Annotated in this window: 12 protein-coding genes; 4 read left to right on the forward strand and 8 right to left on the reverse strand. The window is 31.4% G+C overall.

Features of this window, described 5'->3' with window-relative positions; translation table 11 throughout:
* Nucleotides 1-622: 622 nt before the first annotated feature.
* Genes N5D03_RS10720 through N5D03_RS10730 form a run of 3 tightly spaced genes read right to left on the reverse strand, consistent with a single transcriptional unit; the run spans nucleotide 623 to nucleotide 2,986 of the window.
* The gene (locus N5D03_RS10720; protein ID WP_280051640.1) at nucleotides 623-1,408 is read right to left on the reverse strand and encodes a hypothetical protein; all 786 of its coding nucleotides are present in this window, start codon (nucleotides 1,406-1,408) and stop codon (nucleotides 623-625) included.
* A 1-nt stretch (nucleotide 1,409) separates the two neighbouring features.
* Nucleotides 1,410-2,210 carry a hypothetical protein gene (locus N5D03_RS10725; protein ID WP_280051641.1) on the reverse strand — a complete coding sequence of 267 codons (801 nt, stop codon included), beginning with the start codon at nucleotides 2,208-2,210 and terminating at the stop codon, nucleotides 1,410-1,412.
* The gene (locus N5D03_RS10730; RefSeq protein WP_280051642.1) at nucleotides 2,207-2,986 is read right to left on the reverse strand and encodes a hypothetical protein; all 780 of its coding nucleotides are present in this window, start codon (nucleotides 2,984-2,986) and stop codon (nucleotides 2,207-2,209) included. The genes N5D03_RS10725 and N5D03_RS10730 overlap by 4 nt, the downstream gene beginning before the upstream one ends.
* 949 nt (nucleotides 2,987-3,935) lie before the next feature.
* Here N5D03_RS10730 and N5D03_RS10735 point away from each other — a divergent pair.
* On the forward strand, nucleotides 3,936-5,228 hold the full coding sequence (locus N5D03_RS10735) for a serine hydrolase (RefSeq protein ID WP_114999787.1): 1,293 nt from the start codon (nucleotides 3,936-3,938) through the stop codon (nucleotides 5,226-5,228).
* A 52-nt stretch (nucleotides 5,229-5,280) separates the two neighbouring features.
* Here N5D03_RS10735 and N5D03_RS10740 read toward each other — a convergent pair whose 3' ends face one another.
* From N5D03_RS10740 to N5D03_RS10760, 5 genes are all read right to left on the reverse strand, one after another.
* Entirely contained in the window at nucleotides 5,281-6,102 is an 822-nt protein-coding gene (locus N5D03_RS10740) for a hypothetical protein (RefSeq protein WP_125350542.1), read from the reverse strand.
* Between the two features lie 138 nt (nucleotides 6,103-6,240).
* Nucleotides 6,241-9,417, reverse strand: coding sequence for an efflux RND transporter permease subunit (locus N5D03_RS10745; RefSeq protein WP_280051643.1), 3,177 nt, complete (start codon nucleotides 9,415-9,417; stop codon nucleotides 6,241-6,243).
* 13 nt (nucleotides 9,418-9,430) lie between these two features.
* Nucleotides 9,431-10,501, reverse strand: a complete 1,071-nt coding sequence (locus N5D03_RS10750; protein ID WP_125350540.1) for an efflux RND transporter periplasmic adaptor subunit — start codon at nucleotides 10,499-10,501, stop codon at nucleotides 9,431-9,433.
* A 12-nt stretch (nucleotides 10,502-10,513) separates the two neighbouring features.
* On the reverse strand, nucleotides 10,514-11,827 hold the full coding sequence (locus tag N5D03_RS10755) for a TolC family protein (protein ID WP_280051644.1): 1,314 nt from the start codon (nucleotides 11,825-11,827) through the stop codon (nucleotides 10,514-10,516).
* 7 nt (nucleotides 11,828-11,834) lie between these two features.
* Entirely contained in the window at nucleotides 11,835-12,425 is a 591-nt protein-coding gene (locus N5D03_RS10760) for a TetR/AcrR family transcriptional regulator (RefSeq protein ID WP_280051645.1), read from the reverse strand.
* Nucleotides 12,426-12,568: 143 nt separating this feature from the next.
* On the opposite strand from N5D03_RS10760, the gene N5D03_RS10765 reads away from it, so the two are divergent.
* From N5D03_RS10765 to N5D03_RS10775, 3 genes are all read left to right on the forward strand, one after another.
* Nucleotides 12,569-13,546, forward strand: coding sequence for a YpdA family putative bacillithiol disulfide reductase (locus N5D03_RS10765; protein ID WP_280037076.1), 978 nt, complete (start codon nucleotides 12,569-12,571; stop codon nucleotides 13,544-13,546).
* A 39-nt stretch (nucleotides 13,547-13,585) separates the two neighbouring features.
* Nucleotides 13,586-14,290, forward strand: a complete 705-nt coding sequence (locus N5D03_RS10770) for a methyltransferase domain-containing protein (protein ID WP_280037075.1) — start codon at nucleotides 13,586-13,588, stop codon at nucleotides 14,288-14,290.
* 162 nt (nucleotides 14,291-14,452) lie between these two features.
* A complete protein-coding gene (locus N5D03_RS10775) occupies nucleotides 14,453-15,922 on the forward strand; it encodes a cation:proton antiporter (protein ID WP_280051646.1) in 1,470 nt (489 codons plus the stop codon).
* Nucleotides 15,923-16,094: the final 172 nt, after the last annotated feature.

Here is a 16,094-nt window from a genome sequence, read left to right on the forward strand (position 1 = left end):
TTGGTATGAACCAATTTGTAGATATAGGATTTCTTGAACCCTGTGTAATCTGAAAGCTCTTCTACATTAAGAATTGATTTTAGTCCGAAAATATGTTTTTCAATTCGGTTGAGCTTGTGAATGATAATTTCGTTATTTTCCATCTGTTTCTTTTAATTGATTTAACGAAACAAAAGTCAATAATAAAAATCACAAATAAAAGACTATCAATAACTTGTGGGCTAAATAAGAATACTTTGGACTAATCTGAAATGTTAAAAGACTAAATAAGATTATTCTGGATTCAACTGAATTAAAAGCCATTTCCATTAAGGTAAAAAGTGAGCATTCAATTACCTTCTAACATTTTTTCAATTTCTCGCTTTTGTAAGTCTTTGAGAAAGTTTTGGAGTTCATCGCCAGTTTTAAACTGTTTGAAAAAATCATCCGGAAATAGGTCTTTTGTTTCCATAAATATGTAAATATTAAACTTATAAAAAAAATTCTGCTCTATTTTAAACTAAGTAGAACTCTATACTTACAGAGTCTTTGGTACAGTGTCTCATTTTAATTCATAAAAACATTACATTTCTTTTGATATAACCTATATCATTTTTTGTTCATCCACAGAATGGCTATCTAGTTACATGTAAGGATGTAAAAGTGTAGTTGTTAATGTAGAATTCGCCATATCCTGATTCAGTTTTGTCGCATCAACAGGCTGTCCGATTCCTATATTCACTAAAGTAGTATTTGATCCAAGATTTCTATTTCTACATGCCGCTTGTATTTCATAACTACCTTGTTCTAATTTATCTAATGTTACATTCAAGTTAAATATCTTATAAGATCCAGGCACACCTCTTACTACATCAGATCTTACAGCCTTCAATTTAAATCCTTCATTATTTTTTTTCATAAAGATTCCACATGCAAAACTAGCAGAATTCCCTGTTGAATTCGATGATCTATTTATTTGCACAGTTGTTTGAAAACTTAATGTTACTTTACTAGAATTCGTAGCATCTTTTACTACAAAATTATCTTTATTATTCGTCATAAAACTCCATCCAGCATCATTTGAATCTAATTCATATGAAGTTAAACTACCTGTACTATTAAAAAATAATCCTACTTTATCTATAGTCGTGTTTAAATAATATAATGAAAGACTACCTGTTCCATCTGCTACTTTGTAAGTTTTCCATACATTAGTTGGATACTCATTATCCTTTACTTGTAACACTTGATTTAATGTACCTGCATCACCTAAAGAATTATCATTTCCTGCTAATCGTAACTCTTTTCTTAAATTTAAATCCCCATTAATGTCAAGAGTTTTAGTAGGGTTCTTTGTGTTAATTCCAACTTGAGAATATGTATATGAATAAGAAAAAATTACAAGTAATATATTTATATAGAGTTTCATGTTAATTGAATATTGAATTAAAATTTTCAGGTATTTCGTATACATCTACTTTTAAAGATGATTGTGCCATAAACGTATTAATATTTGTGACTGCATCTACATTTCTTCCTATAGCCAAATCCCTTGTAGACCCACTTAGTTTAGCACAAGCGATATTAATACTATGAGAACCTAAAGTTAAATTTGATGTACCACCAATCTGAGTATGAGTTAGAAATGTACTAGTAGAGCTACTTGTATAAATGGTATTGATCCTAGCACTTTTCAGTTTTCCATCTACGAAAATACCACAAGTATACTTTATGTTTTCACCATTTGTTGAAGAATTATTTTGTTGAACAACAGTTTCAAACAGAAAATAAACTTTACTTGATTTGCTATTTACATTAAACGATTTTGCTAAACCAGGAATTTCATTAAAGCCTTTCAATTTTAAATCAGATAATAAAGCCCCATCTATTAATTCTGTAGAAACATTTACTGAAGAATTGTTATTACGAGCTATTTGTATTCCAATCTGATCTGAAAATGAATCATTAAAAATTAAGTAAAACTTATTCGGTTCATATTCTGGAATAAGTAATGATTTCCATGTCGGAGGTAAACCTTCTCCTTGCGAAACTAAAATCTGCTCTTTTGTTCCTTTAGATTCTACACTATTATTATCTAAAAAAATTCTCTTTCTTAAACCAAAATCTCCATTTACATCAAGACTAGATTGAGGTGCTCTTGTGTCAACTCCTACTTGAGCTTGTGTCAATGCACTTAATAATAATCCAGATATTAATAATTTTATTTTCATCTATTTGCTTTAAATGTAATTAATTCAGCTAAATCAATCTTTAAAAAAGATTTAAGTTGAAAGTTATTTGAATTAGTAGAAGATGTTGTATTTGTTCCTATCGATAAGGTATGACTATTTCCCTCTATTCCTCTACAAGCCATCTCAATACTGTAGGAACCTATGGGAGTATTCTCCTCTGTATAGTTTAGTGTATACATATATTGCATAGGCGAGTTAGTTGTAATGGTCGTAATTTTATCAGGTCTTAGAGCAACTAATGTATTATCCTTAAAAATTCCACACATAAATTTTACTTCCCCAACTGAAGAAGTTGTGACAGACTCTACACCTGTTTGGAATTGATAAGTAGTTTTATTCTCACTTGACTTGATTTCCATTATTGTCTTAAGTCCACTTATTTTGGTCCAAGAACTATCAAATTGATCACCTATTTTATTAAGGTAGTTAACACCTGAAATAGTGATAGACTTTATCCCAATATTATCATCTATAACATATGTATTAATCAATTTATATTGTCCATTCTCCATAAATGGAACATTTACATATTTCCATGTTGGAGACATCCCTACTCCTTGAGATACTAAAACTTGATCTTTTAACCCTGCATTTCCTTTTGTTAAATCATTTCCTCCTACACGTAAAGAATTTCTTAAGATAATATCGCCTTCTACATCAAGAGATGACTGTGGCACCTCTGTACCTATTCCTATTTGAGCAGATACAAGTTTGGACAGAAATAAAAACAAAGAAAAAGCTTTTGTTTTTTTCATATTTAAATTTTAATTGGTTGATAACTACCTTAATAAAAGGTTTTCAAAAGTAAAAATGTATATTTATACATAAAATGATAACCATCATATTAGAATATATTTAACATTTTAATGAATACAAAAACATATAGTTGGGCAATAATATATATACTTTTTGCGCATTTATTAAATATTGAGTTATAATTACTCTATTTGAGAAATATGAAGATTTTTTTATATTTAACTATAAATCAACACTTAAACTTTACTTAGTGTTTATATAATCTTATTATAATTAAATATCACTTTAATAAACTTATACTCTATTCAAGATTGTAATTTATCCAAAATCTGTTAATTGATACATTATATCAAAAAGATTTACAAAACTAGAACTTGGTATTTACAATATTTATAACTACATACACAATCATATAGTGAAATAATGGATAATACATTTTAATATCAATAATTTATGTTATATAACTTTCCAATTCAAATATAATAATTATTTTCTATCATTAAAGAAATTTTTAAACTTAATATTACTCTCTATTCGAATAAACAATTGATATTTAGCATTATTGACTCGATTTTAGCTTGTAAAGCTAAGTATAGAAAAAGAATGAAGAAAAACGGCATTAAAACTCTCTCGTAAAAAAAAGGTTTGAATGATTTTAGCTCGTTTAAGTAATAAGCAGTAAACTAAAAGTGAAAATAAGAGAAAGAAAATAAATAAAACTTTTTATACAAACATTTTAATTTTTACTACAGAAATGATTAGACGATGATGATTTGCTGATTAAAACAAAGCAACAGCAGGTACTTTGTGGTTAACGACTCGGGAGGAATTTCGCGAAAGCGGAATTATTAGTATACGTTAAAATAAAAAAGTTTAAAATGGTTTTCGTAAATTTGAGAAGCAAGCTTCTCCTCTACTTCATTTATCAACCAAATAGATAGTACAACTATGAAAAAAATATTAGTTTGTTTAATTTTAGTGATGACGCAAATGAGTTATGGACAACAATTTTTGACTGCAGAACAATCGGATCCAAAGAATTTTAATTGGATAAAAGGGTTTCCACCTGCAAAAGAAGATATTTTGTCCGCTATAGATGGTAGCTTTTTTAACTTTCCAGCTTTACGATATAGCGTTTGTCATATGCGCGAATTTTTCCCAACTGTAAATGTCGCTTCGGCACAAGAAAACAGATATACTTGGAAAACTAAATTGGATCAATCCATTGATAATGTGACTTTCACTCCTTTAGAAAGTAAAAAAACTATGACATGGAAAGAATCTTTGCAAAAAAATTATACCGATGGAATTATTGTTTTACACAAAGGTGCTATTGTTTATGAGAATTACTTTGGAGAACTAAACAAAAATGGAACTCATGCCTTGATGTCTGTGAGTAAAACCTTGACAGGAACTTTAGGCGGAATGTTAGTTGCCGAAGGTATTCTAGATGAGAATAAAAAATGTAGTGATTATATTCCTGAATTGAAAACCTCAGCTTTTGGTGATGCTACGATTCGTCAAGTTTTGGATATGACAACTGCTTTGCAATATAGTGAAGATTACAGCGATCCGAATGCTGAAGTGTGGGCTTTTTCGGCTGCTGGAAATCCTTTTCCTAAACCTGCTAATTATAATGGACCTACAAATTATTATGATTATTTGAAAACAGTCAAGAAAAATGGTAAACATGGTGAAGCTTTTGGTTATAAAACGGTGAATACTGATGTGATGGGTTGGATTATTACAAAAGTATTGAATAAACCTTTGGCTCAAATTCTATCTGAAAAATTTTGGGAACCATTGGGAACAAACTTTGATGGATATTACCAGATTGATGGTGCTGGAATTGCTTTTGCAGGAGGTGGTTTTAATGCAAACCTTCGAGATTTAGCGATGTTTGGAGAAATGATAAGAAACAATGGTTACTTTAATAATCATCAAATTTTGCCTAAAAAATTGGTTGAGGAAATCAAAAAAGGGGGAAATCAAAAAGCTTTTGAAAAGGCAAATTATAAACTTCTAAAAGGCTGGAGCTACAAAGATATGTGGTGGGTAACGAATAATGAGCATCAAGCATTTATGGCGCGTGGCGTTCATGGTCAAGCGATTTATGTTGATCCAAAAGCGGAAATGGTTATTGTGCGATTTGCTTCCAATCCGGTTGCATCGAATAGTGCGAACGACCCGTATTCGTTACCAGCTTATCATGCTGTTGCAAAATATTTATTGACTAAATAACAAAAAGCTCAACTAATGTTGAGCTTTTATTTTATATGATAATTTGTTCGAATTAATCTTCTGATTCTTCTACTTCCGATTGTAAGCCTTCTCCAAATTCACTTAAAGCTGAATTTAATGAAATCTCTGTACAATACTTAGATCCTAAATCTAATCCTTTTTGTAAAAACTCTTCCGCTTTTTCCTTTTCTCCTGTAAAATAGTAATACGTATAAAATAATCCGTATCCATCTGGATTTCCTAAATCTAATACACGTTGGGCCAATTGCTGTAACTCTTTATTAGGTTTTAATTTCAACTCTTCTGTTGCACTTAATGTCTCGAAAACACCACCAGATTGTTCAGCAAATTTATAGGCAAAAACTACTTTACAACTTTCATCAAAACCTTCTTTACACAATTTTGCATTTGCAGCTTCATTTTCTTTTAATTTTTTAATTAAACTTTCTTCATCAAAATCAAATAAATAGCTTGCATTATTTTTAAAATTGATATCATAATTCTGAGCCATCCAATTTGCACGTTGTGCTAATTTAGAATCTGATTGAGGTTTATTTTCGAAAGATTTCAAATTTGATTTATACACTTTTTTATCCACCCAATCTGAAATTCCTTTTAATTGATTTTTCTCTTTTTTGAAGATAAAAACCGTTTTTTCGACAAATATTATAACCGAATCATTGCGTTCTGTAAATTCGTAACCAACCTCATCAAATTCACCGATTGTTACTCTTCCTTTTCCATCAAATTTCAATGGATTATATAATTCATCTTTTGCTTTTGTTGTAAAAACGCCTTCTAACGTATTAGTCGCTTGTTGAGCAAAAAGTGCTGACACCATAAAGAATGTTGTCAATAAAAATAGTTTTTTCATTTTTTAGAAAGTCTCAATTAATATTACGCCAAAAATAAACGTTTTAATTCGTCTAAAACTCACTAATTATAGTTAAAAATTAAAAAAGTCGCTCCAAATATAGAGCGACTTCAAGTATTAAATATCTAAAACGAAAGATTACTCTTCCCATTCTTCTTTTATTTGTCGCGCTTCATAATCTGCAACCATTTCTGCTTCATAATCTACTTTTTCTCCTTTTGAGAATCGACGAATTGCACTATCGAATAATGAATAAACCACAGGAACAATAATTAAGGTTAGGAATAATGAGGAAACCAATCCACCGATAATTACCCATGCCAAACCGTTGTTCATCTCTGCTCCTGCTCCTTCTGCTAATGCAATTGGAATCATACCAAAAACCATGGCGATAGTTGTCATTAAAATTGGACGAAGACGTGCATGATTGGCTTGTACCAAAGCATTGTGCGTTGTTTCGCCAGCTTCTTTTCTATGATTTGTAAAATCGACCAATAAAATCGCATTTTTACACACCAAACCAATCAACATAATCATTCCGAGAATCGTGAAGATATTCAATGAATTATTTGTTAATGCTAAAACTACGAAAACTCCGATTAAAGATAATGGAATCGAAAACAAAACCACGAAAGGATAAATAAACGAGTCGTACAAAGCAACCATTACCAAATAAACCAAGATAATAGCAGCTAATAATGCATAACCTAATGTACCAAAACCTTCGGATTGATTTTCTTCATCTCCACCCCAAACATAAGAAACACCAGTTGGTTTCTTATTGTCAATTTTCTTCAAACTTTCCTTGAAGTCAGTTACAATATCACCCGTTGTACGACCAACAGATTGCGCTTGAACCGTTACAGAAGGTGTTTTATCACGACGCTCTAAGAAACTTGGTCCAGAACTTTGTGTAACCGTTGCAAATTGATCCAAACGAATTTGTTGTCCTTTATCATTCACAAATATCAAACTACGAACGTCATCGATATTCGAACGATTAAAATCATTGTACTGAATATTAATATCATATTCGTATTCACCCGCTCTAAATTTACCATCTGTATTTCCAGAGAAAGCAGTTTGCATGGTTAAACCAACTGTTTGTAAATTCAATCCTAAAGCAGACATTTTATCACGGTCAACTTGCACATTAATTTCAGGATTTCCGGCTTCTGTCGTTAATTTCACTTCCGAAGAACCCTTAATTTGTTCTAATTCGTGTTTTGCTAATTCAGCAAATTTCATGGCGCTTTCTAAATTTGGACCTGTCACAACCAACGCTATTGGCGCTTGTTGCGCTCCAATCAAACCAACTGGAACAGTTTTAACCTTAGCACCAACTAATTCTTTTTCTAATTCGCGTTTTACTTTTGCCGCATAAATAAATGAATTGTCTTCACGCTCTGATTTATCATTTAAAATAACGTCTATTTCTGCTTTATAAGCTGTTGCTTGTGCTGCTCCAGATCCTTCGGAACTTTGACCAACAGTTGTAATCATATCAACAACTTCTTTTTTATCACGTAAAAACTTTTCTGCTTTTTGCGTCATAAAATTTGATTCCTCTATTGTTGCATCTTTTGGTAACTCTATTTGAACTAGGAATTCACCTTTATCTGTATTAGGTAAGAATTCACCACCGATATATTTTCCTCCCATTAAAACTCCAATAACTGCAAATAAAACTATAAATACCCCAATAAAAACTCCAATTCTACGAACGGTAGATTTTAAACACCATTCTAACATATCAGAAATGAAGTGGGTAAATTTCATTAATTGTTTTTCGAACCAAAGAATAAATTTTTCGAAAATATTTTTCCCCGTGATATGTTCTAATTTTCCGAAACGAGATGACAACCAAGGTACAATCGTAAACGACGACAATAAGGATAATAAGGTTGCGATAACTACGGTAACACAGAATTGAGAAATAATGTTAGAAACCAAACCTGTACTCATTGCAATTGGTAAGAAAACCACAACAATTACTAATGTAATCGCAGTTACGGTAAATCCAATTTCAGAAGCTCCATCAAAAGATGCTCTAATTTTAGATTTTCCCATCTCCATGTGGCGATAAATATTTTCTAAAACTACAATTGCATCATCCACTAGAATACCAACAACTAACGACAAACCAAGAAGCGACATTAAGTTTAGAGTATATCCCATTAAATACATCCCAATAAATGTAGCTATTAATGATGCTGGAATAGATACCATTACAATAAACGCATTACGAATACTGTGCAAAAACAATAACATTACTACAGCAACTAAAACAACAGCTAGAACCAAATCAAAAATTACGTGATCAGCAGCAGCTAATGTAAAATCTGAAGTATCATTAACTATTTGAATTTTTAATCCCTCTGTTTTGTAATCTTCTTCTACTTTTTTTATTGTTGTTCGCATTAATTCAGAAACTGCAACAGCATTTGCATCAGACTGTTTTACTATTTGTACAACAATTGCTGAACTTTGATTAACACGTGCAATTTTTTCTACTTCTTTCTGAGAATCTTGCACAAAAGCAACTTCCGATAAACGAACTTGAATTCCATTATTCGAAGAAATTACCAAATTATTTAATTCATCAACTGATTTATATTTTCCAGAAAGACGAATAATTGTCGAATTTTCACGCGTTTTTACACTTCCTGTTGGGAAATCTAAATTCGATGTCAAAATTGCTTGTTGAACTTGAGGCACAGATAATCCGTAACCTTTCAATTTCACAGGATCTAAACTTACTTGAATTTCACGTTCTTGCCCACCAATCAAATTTACTTGTGCTACACCATTTACACGCGATAAAACTGGTTCTATTTTTTTATCTAACAAATCATACAAATCTTTTTCTGTCAACTTATCAGACGTTACACCAGCTGTAATAATTGGTAAATCACTATACGAGAATTTCGTCAACGAAGGAGGATCGACATCATCTGGTAAATCTTTCTCGATTGCATTTATTTTACGTTGAGCATCATTTAAAGCTAAATCTGCATCTGCTCCGGCATTTAAAGTAACAGATACAACAGATAAACTTTCATATGATTTTGATTCAACTTTTTTTACATTTTCCAATGCTGCAACAGCATCTTCAATCTTTTTGGTAACAGAATTTTCAACTTCGTTTGGAGAAGCTCCAGGATATACTGTTGAAATTGTTACAACATTTGTTTCGAATTTTGGGATTAATTCATATCCCATTTGCGTATAACTAAACAATCCTCCTAAAATCAATATCGTGAATAACACGATAATCATCGATGGACGTTTAATTGATATTTCTGCTATTTTCATGGAAAAACTACTCTTATTTTACAACTTTCACTTTCGTTCCATCTTTCAGATTAATCTGACCACTTGTTACGATTTCAGCTCCATCTTTTAATCCGCTGATAATTTCAACTTCAGTTCCAACCGTTTTCCCAATCACAACTTTCGTTAATTTTGCTGTATTATTTTCAACCACGAAAACTTGTCCAGAACTAATTCCGTTCACAAAAGCATTCGCAGGAACAACCAATACATTTTTCCCTGCATTTACATCATCTTTTGTCGAGAAAACCGCCGTTCCGTACATACCAGCTTTTAAACCTGAATTATTCGAAACCTGAATTTCCACAGGGAAATTTAATGAAGCATCTGCTTTAGGCGCGATAAAAGAAATTTTTCCTGCAAATTCTTGATCTGGAAAAACACTCGCCAACACTTTGATTGTTTGACCAACTTTAAGATTGACAACCTCAGCTTCTGTTACTGTAACTTGTAATTTTAATTTTGATACATTAACAATATCAAACATTTGAGAACCTGGTGCTACAACAGATCCTGGCTCAATGTAACGTTTGTTGATTACACCAGAAATTGTAGCTTTTACATTCGTATCACGCACACGTAAATTTTGCGCAGAAACCGCTGCTCTTGCATTTTTTAATTGCAAACGCGAATTATCCAATTGTTGCTTTGTTACACCGCCTGTTTTATACGCATTTTCGTAACGTTGATTATCAACAATTGCATTTTGAAGATTATTTTGTGCTTGAGTTACATCAACCTCAATTGCATCTTTTTTAATCGTCGCCAATGTTTGTCCAACAGAAACATAACTACCTTCATCTACCAATACACGAACAATTCTTCCTGAAATTTCTGAAGGAAAACTCATTTCCTGAAATGGCGCAAACGTTCCGTTTGACGTATAATCTGTATTTAAGCTTTCGTATTTTGCTTTAATTGTATTTACCACAACCTCATCGTTACTAGCATTTACAATCGCAACTTCCTCTTCTTGCTTCGCTTTGTTATTTTTGATGATGTAAACTGCTCCACCAATCAAGCCAGCAGCAATTAATATATAAAGTAAAGTTTTTACTGATTTCATAAATCGGTTCTATTATTGAATTAATATTTTTAAATCTCCTTTTGCTTTGATTAATGCGATTTCGGCAATTTTATATTCTAACAAAGCATTTGAGTAATTATTTCTAGCATCTGTCAACGCATTTTCAGCGTCTAAAATTTCTGTCAAATTAGCTAAACCTTGTTGGTAATTATTTTGTGTATTTGCAAGTACTTTTTCTGCCAACGATACATTTTCTTCTTGAATATCGACACTTTTTAACGCATTTTCTATTTGCGCTTTTGCATTTTGATATTCCAAACTCAAACCAAGTTTTGTGTCATTCATTTGTTCTTCGATATCCAACAAATCAATTTCAGCTTGATTTATTTTTGCTTTTGTAGCTCCACCAGAAAAAATCGGAACTTTAACACTCAAACCAATCGAAGCCAAATCTGACCAGATGTAACTTTTCGAAGTAATAAATTTTTCACCAAAACCTTGCAATCCATAATTTCCAGCTAAACCAACAGTTGGATAAAGATTTGCACGCTCCGCTTCTTTAGCAAAACCTAACAATTCTTTTTGTTTTGATAAAACTTTAAATTCGGTTCTATTTTCAACATCTATTTGATCTTCTAACAAAACTAAATTCGGTGTGATTGTTTCTTCTGTCAACGTAATTGGCTGTTCTATTGGATAACCCATATAAAATTTCAATGCATTCTTGTTAATTTCTACTGCATTTACCAATTGTTGGCGAGATGAAGATATGTTATTTAATTGTACAACTATTCGGTCTAAATCAATAGGCTTTGCCAATCCATTATCCACTAAACTTTTGATAACATTGCGAACTTTATTCGTGTTTTCGTAACTTTTATCAATTGTTTTTAATTTCTCTTCTTGAATAAAAACTTGATAATACGCATTCGCTACTCGCTCTATAATTTGTTCATCTGTTAAATCCGCATTAATTTGGTAAAATTCACGTGTAGATTTTGCTGCTTTAAGTCCTGTAAAAACACGCTGATCAAAAATATTTTGATTAACCGTAACTCCCAAACTCGAATACCATGGTTGTCCCATTTTAATCACAGTTGTTTGTCCTCCCATCGTCAAAGCCATTTCTTGTACAATTGGATTATATTGCAAACCTGCATTGGCATTTACTTGAGGCAAAGCTCCTGCTCTGGCTTCATCAATTTTGTATTCGGCTTTTTTGATTGCCAAATCTGCGCGTTTTGCATCTGCTTTGTTTTCTAACGCAAAATTTACTGCATCTTTAAGTGCAATAATTTCTTGCGCATTTGCAGAACTCATCAACGCTACAATCGCTATAGAAAGTAATTGTTTTAACCTTTTCATTTATATATTAATTATTAAAAAGTGTATTGAGAATAATTTCTTTTCGATCAGAAAGAATACGTTTGAAATCTTCGTCGCTCAATTTCAAATCCAATTGAAGTAGCGGACGAATTGTAAATGGATAATTAACCAATGAAATCATGTTTAACAAAAACTGAAGTGGCTCCATCTTTTTAATCGTTCCTTTTTCCATTTCTTCCTCTAATCTTTCGTAAAAAACATTTACAACTACATCTAAATCATCTTTCATTAACTTAGAACACATTGTATTATTTTTATTCATTTCGGTAACGATGTAAGTTTTCAAATATGGATACTTGATTGATGTTGCAATAGAATCCTCTATAAATTCGCCAATCATTTCTTTGATATCACGATTTCTATCAAAAATAGCACGCGATTTTTCATTACTTACTCGCGTAGCTTCTTCGTAAATAATACTAATTAAATTGTTTCGCGATCTGAAATAATAATTAATCAACGTTCTATTCACTTTCGCTTCATCAGCTATTTCTTGCGTTGTTGCATGAAATCTACCTTCACCAAAAAACATTCTTTTCGCTGTTTCTTTGATCAATTCTTCTGTATCGTCTTTCATATCTGTGCGGCTTTTTTATTTTGACAAAATTGTCAAACAAAATTATTAATATATTTCGTTAATCCAAATAGTTAAACATTATTTTTATAAAAATTGGTGAAAATCATAAAGATTACCGAACTGATTATCCGTAAATTTGCTTGATGAAAGAACAATATGATTTGATAATTGTAGGTGCTGGGCCAATTGGTTTGGCTTGTGCAATAGAAGCGAAAAGAAACAATCTTTCTTATTTAATTATTGAAAAAGGTGCTTTAACAAATAGTTTGTACAACTATCCTTTGTATATGACATTTTTTTCGACTGCCGAACGATTAGAAATTGGAGAAATTCCGTTCAATTGTATTGCGCCAAAACCTGGTCGACAAGAGGCGTTAGAATATTATCGAAACATTCATAAATATTTCAAATTCAATCTAAATCTATACGAAGAAGTTGAAACGATTAATAAAGTTGAAACAAATCATTTCGAAGTTAAAACATCAAAAAATAACTATTCAACTAACAATATAGTCCTTGCAACTGGTTTTTATGACATTCCAAACTTAATGAATATTGAAGGTGAAAATTTGCCAAAAGTTCATCATTATTACAAGGAAGCTCACCCTTATTCTTTTCAGAACGTAGTGGTTGTTGGAGCGAATAATTCTTCTGTTGATGCAGCTTTAGAATGTTATCGAAAAGGTGCCAATGTAACAATGGTGATTCGTGGCGAAGGTTTTACGCATCGACTAAAATATTGGGTTCGTCCTGATATCGAAAATCGAATTGCAGAAGGAAGTATCAAAGCTTATTTCAACTCGAATATTACTTCTATTGACGAAAATCAAGTTCATATCAAAACACCAGAAGGTGATATTTCAATTGAAAATGATACCGTTTTAGCTTTAACTGGTTATCATCCAAATTTCAATTTTTTGGAGAACTGTGGAATAACTTTCAGTGATGATGAATTGAAAACGCCAACTTATAATCCCGAAACAATGGAAACAAATGTGGATGGTTTATATTTGGCAGGCGTTGTTTGTGGTGGTATGTTGACAAATATTTGGTTTATTGAAAATTCGCGCGTACATGCACAGCAAATTGTTGAGGCAATTTTAGCAAAAAATAATAAATAAAAGTTTCTGTATTAATCAGAAAATAAAAATAAAAATAACATGAAAGACCTTTTCGGACAGGCAATTTTAGATTATCAAACCAATCATTCGCCCGAAGATCTCTATACCGAAACATCAATTTCAGAGTTGGATGTGATGCCAATTGATTATCTTTTTCGAGAGTATGATGACATGCCTCCTCTAGAGCAAAAAGCACTTGATTTGTCAAAAGGAAAAATATTGGATGTTGGTTGTGGAGCAGGTTCTCATTCACTTTATTTGCAAGAAAAAAGTTCAGATGTTTTAGCGATTGATATTTCTCCAAAAGCGATTGAAGCTTGTTTGTTGAGAGGAATCAACAATGCAAAAGTTCAGAATTTCCTTGAAATCAATGAAGCTGAGAAATTTGATACGATTCTATTTTTGATGAACGGAACTGGAATTTTTCAGAATTTAGTTTTAATTAATGTTTTCTTGGATAAAATCAAAAATTTATTAACCGAGAATGGTCAAGTTTTGATTGATGGAACCGACATTATTTATATGTTTGATGAAGACGAAGATGGTGGAAAATGGATTCCGAGTAATGGAAATTACTATGGTGAATTAGATTTTACGGTTCATTATAAAGGCGAGCAAGAAGAACCTATTCAATGGTTGTATTTGGATTTTGACACGTTAAAAAATGCGTGCGAATATCATCAACTAAAATGTACAAAAATAAAAACCGAAGGAGATTCTTATTTAGCAAAAATTACTTTGTAAAATATCGTTTCGATAATAAAATACAAACTCATTAGTTCATTAGAATTAGTGAGTTTTTTTTTATTCTCAAACAAAATTGATAATGATATAAAGTTAATCAATAGTTGAACAATTAATTATCTTTTAAAAAATTCTTAAATTAGTGGAGATTAAACGCAATTTATGGAAGAACACTTGCCAAAACTCATTACCGATCTTGGATTAATTCTATGTGTAGGCGCTGTGACGACGCTTATTTTCAAACGCATCAACCAACCTCTTGTTTTAGGTTATATTATTGCTGGTTTTTTGGTTGGACCGCATTTCGAATATATTCCGTCCGTTGCAGAAGAACATAATGTGGAGATTTGGGCGAAGATTGGTGTTATATTTTTGCTTTTTAGTCTTGGTCTCGAATTTAGTTTCAAAAAATTACTCAATGTTGGTGGTTCTGCCTCCATCACTGCGATTGTCGAAATCATTTGTATTGTAACCGTTGGTTATTTTGTTGGTCGATTTATGAATTGGTCGACAATGGATAGTATTTTCCTCGGCGGTTTATTAGCAAGTTCCTCTACAACCATTATTATTAGAGCATTTGATGAATTAGGATTGAAACGAAAGAAATTCGCGAATGTCGTTTTCGGAATTTTAATTGTAGAAGATATTGTGGTCATTTTATTGATGGTTATGCTTTCTACAATGGCTGTTAGCCAGCATTTTAACGGAGCAGAAATGATTAATTCTTTCGTTAAATTAGGTTTCTTTTTAGCGGTTTGGTTTATTGGAGGAATCTTTATTATTCCAACTTTTTTACGTTCTATCAAAAATTATTTAGATGATGAAACTTTACTAATTATCTCAATTGGATTATGTCTTGGAATGGTTTATATAGCGGATAGTGCTGGTTTTTCTATAGAATTGGGTGCATTTGTAATGGGGTCTATTCTAGCTGAAACTGTTTATGCAGAAAAAATCGAACATAATTTTCAATCTGTAAAAAATTTATTTGCTACAATCTTCTTTATTTCTATTGGAATGATGATTGATCCTGTTTCAATGTACGAACACAAATGGGCAATTTTAATTGTAACATTGCTGACGATTTTTGGAAAGTTAATTTTTACCACTTTAGGTGCTATAATTTCAGGACAACCGCTAAAACAGTCCGTACAAGTAGGAATGAGTATGGCACAAATTGGTGAATTTGCTTTCATCGTTGCTGGTTTGGGACTTTCTCTTGGCGTAACAAGCGACTTCTTATTTCCTGTTGCAGTCGGTGTTTCGGCAATTACAACATTTACTACACCTTATTTAATAAAATCATCTGACAAAGTTTATACTTTATTGGAAAAAGTTCTTCCACAAAAATTTATTCAAGGTGTTGAAAATTATTCATCTGATACACAACACATTCAAAACGAAAATAAATGGAATAAAATCATCAAACAAACAGTTTCTACAATTTTTATCAATGGAATAATCATTATCGCAATCACATTGATTATCAAAAGCTACGTTTTATTCTTATTAACCGATTGGTTTACCTATTTTGGCGCAAGTTTGGTTAGCCTTACATTGACATTTGTATTGTGTATTCCATTTATTTGGGCAATTATTGGAAATCGACCAAAAAGAGAAATTATTGGATAGTTTTGGGATGAATCTAATTATAATCGCGCACCAATTATTGCAATTATCTCCATACGTTTAACTATAGTTGTATTTACTGTAATTTTTATTTATAATCAATTTTTTTCAAGCACAATTGCCTCAATTGTTTTAGTTATTGGATTATTGATTACAATGTATTTTCTTTCAAAAT

The sequence above is a fragment of the Empedobacter sp. GD03861 genome (genome assembly GCF_029840885.1).
In the GTDB taxonomy this organism is placed as follows: Bacteria; Bacteroidota; Bacteroidia; order Flavobacteriales; family Weeksellaceae; genus Empedobacter; species Empedobacter falsenii_B.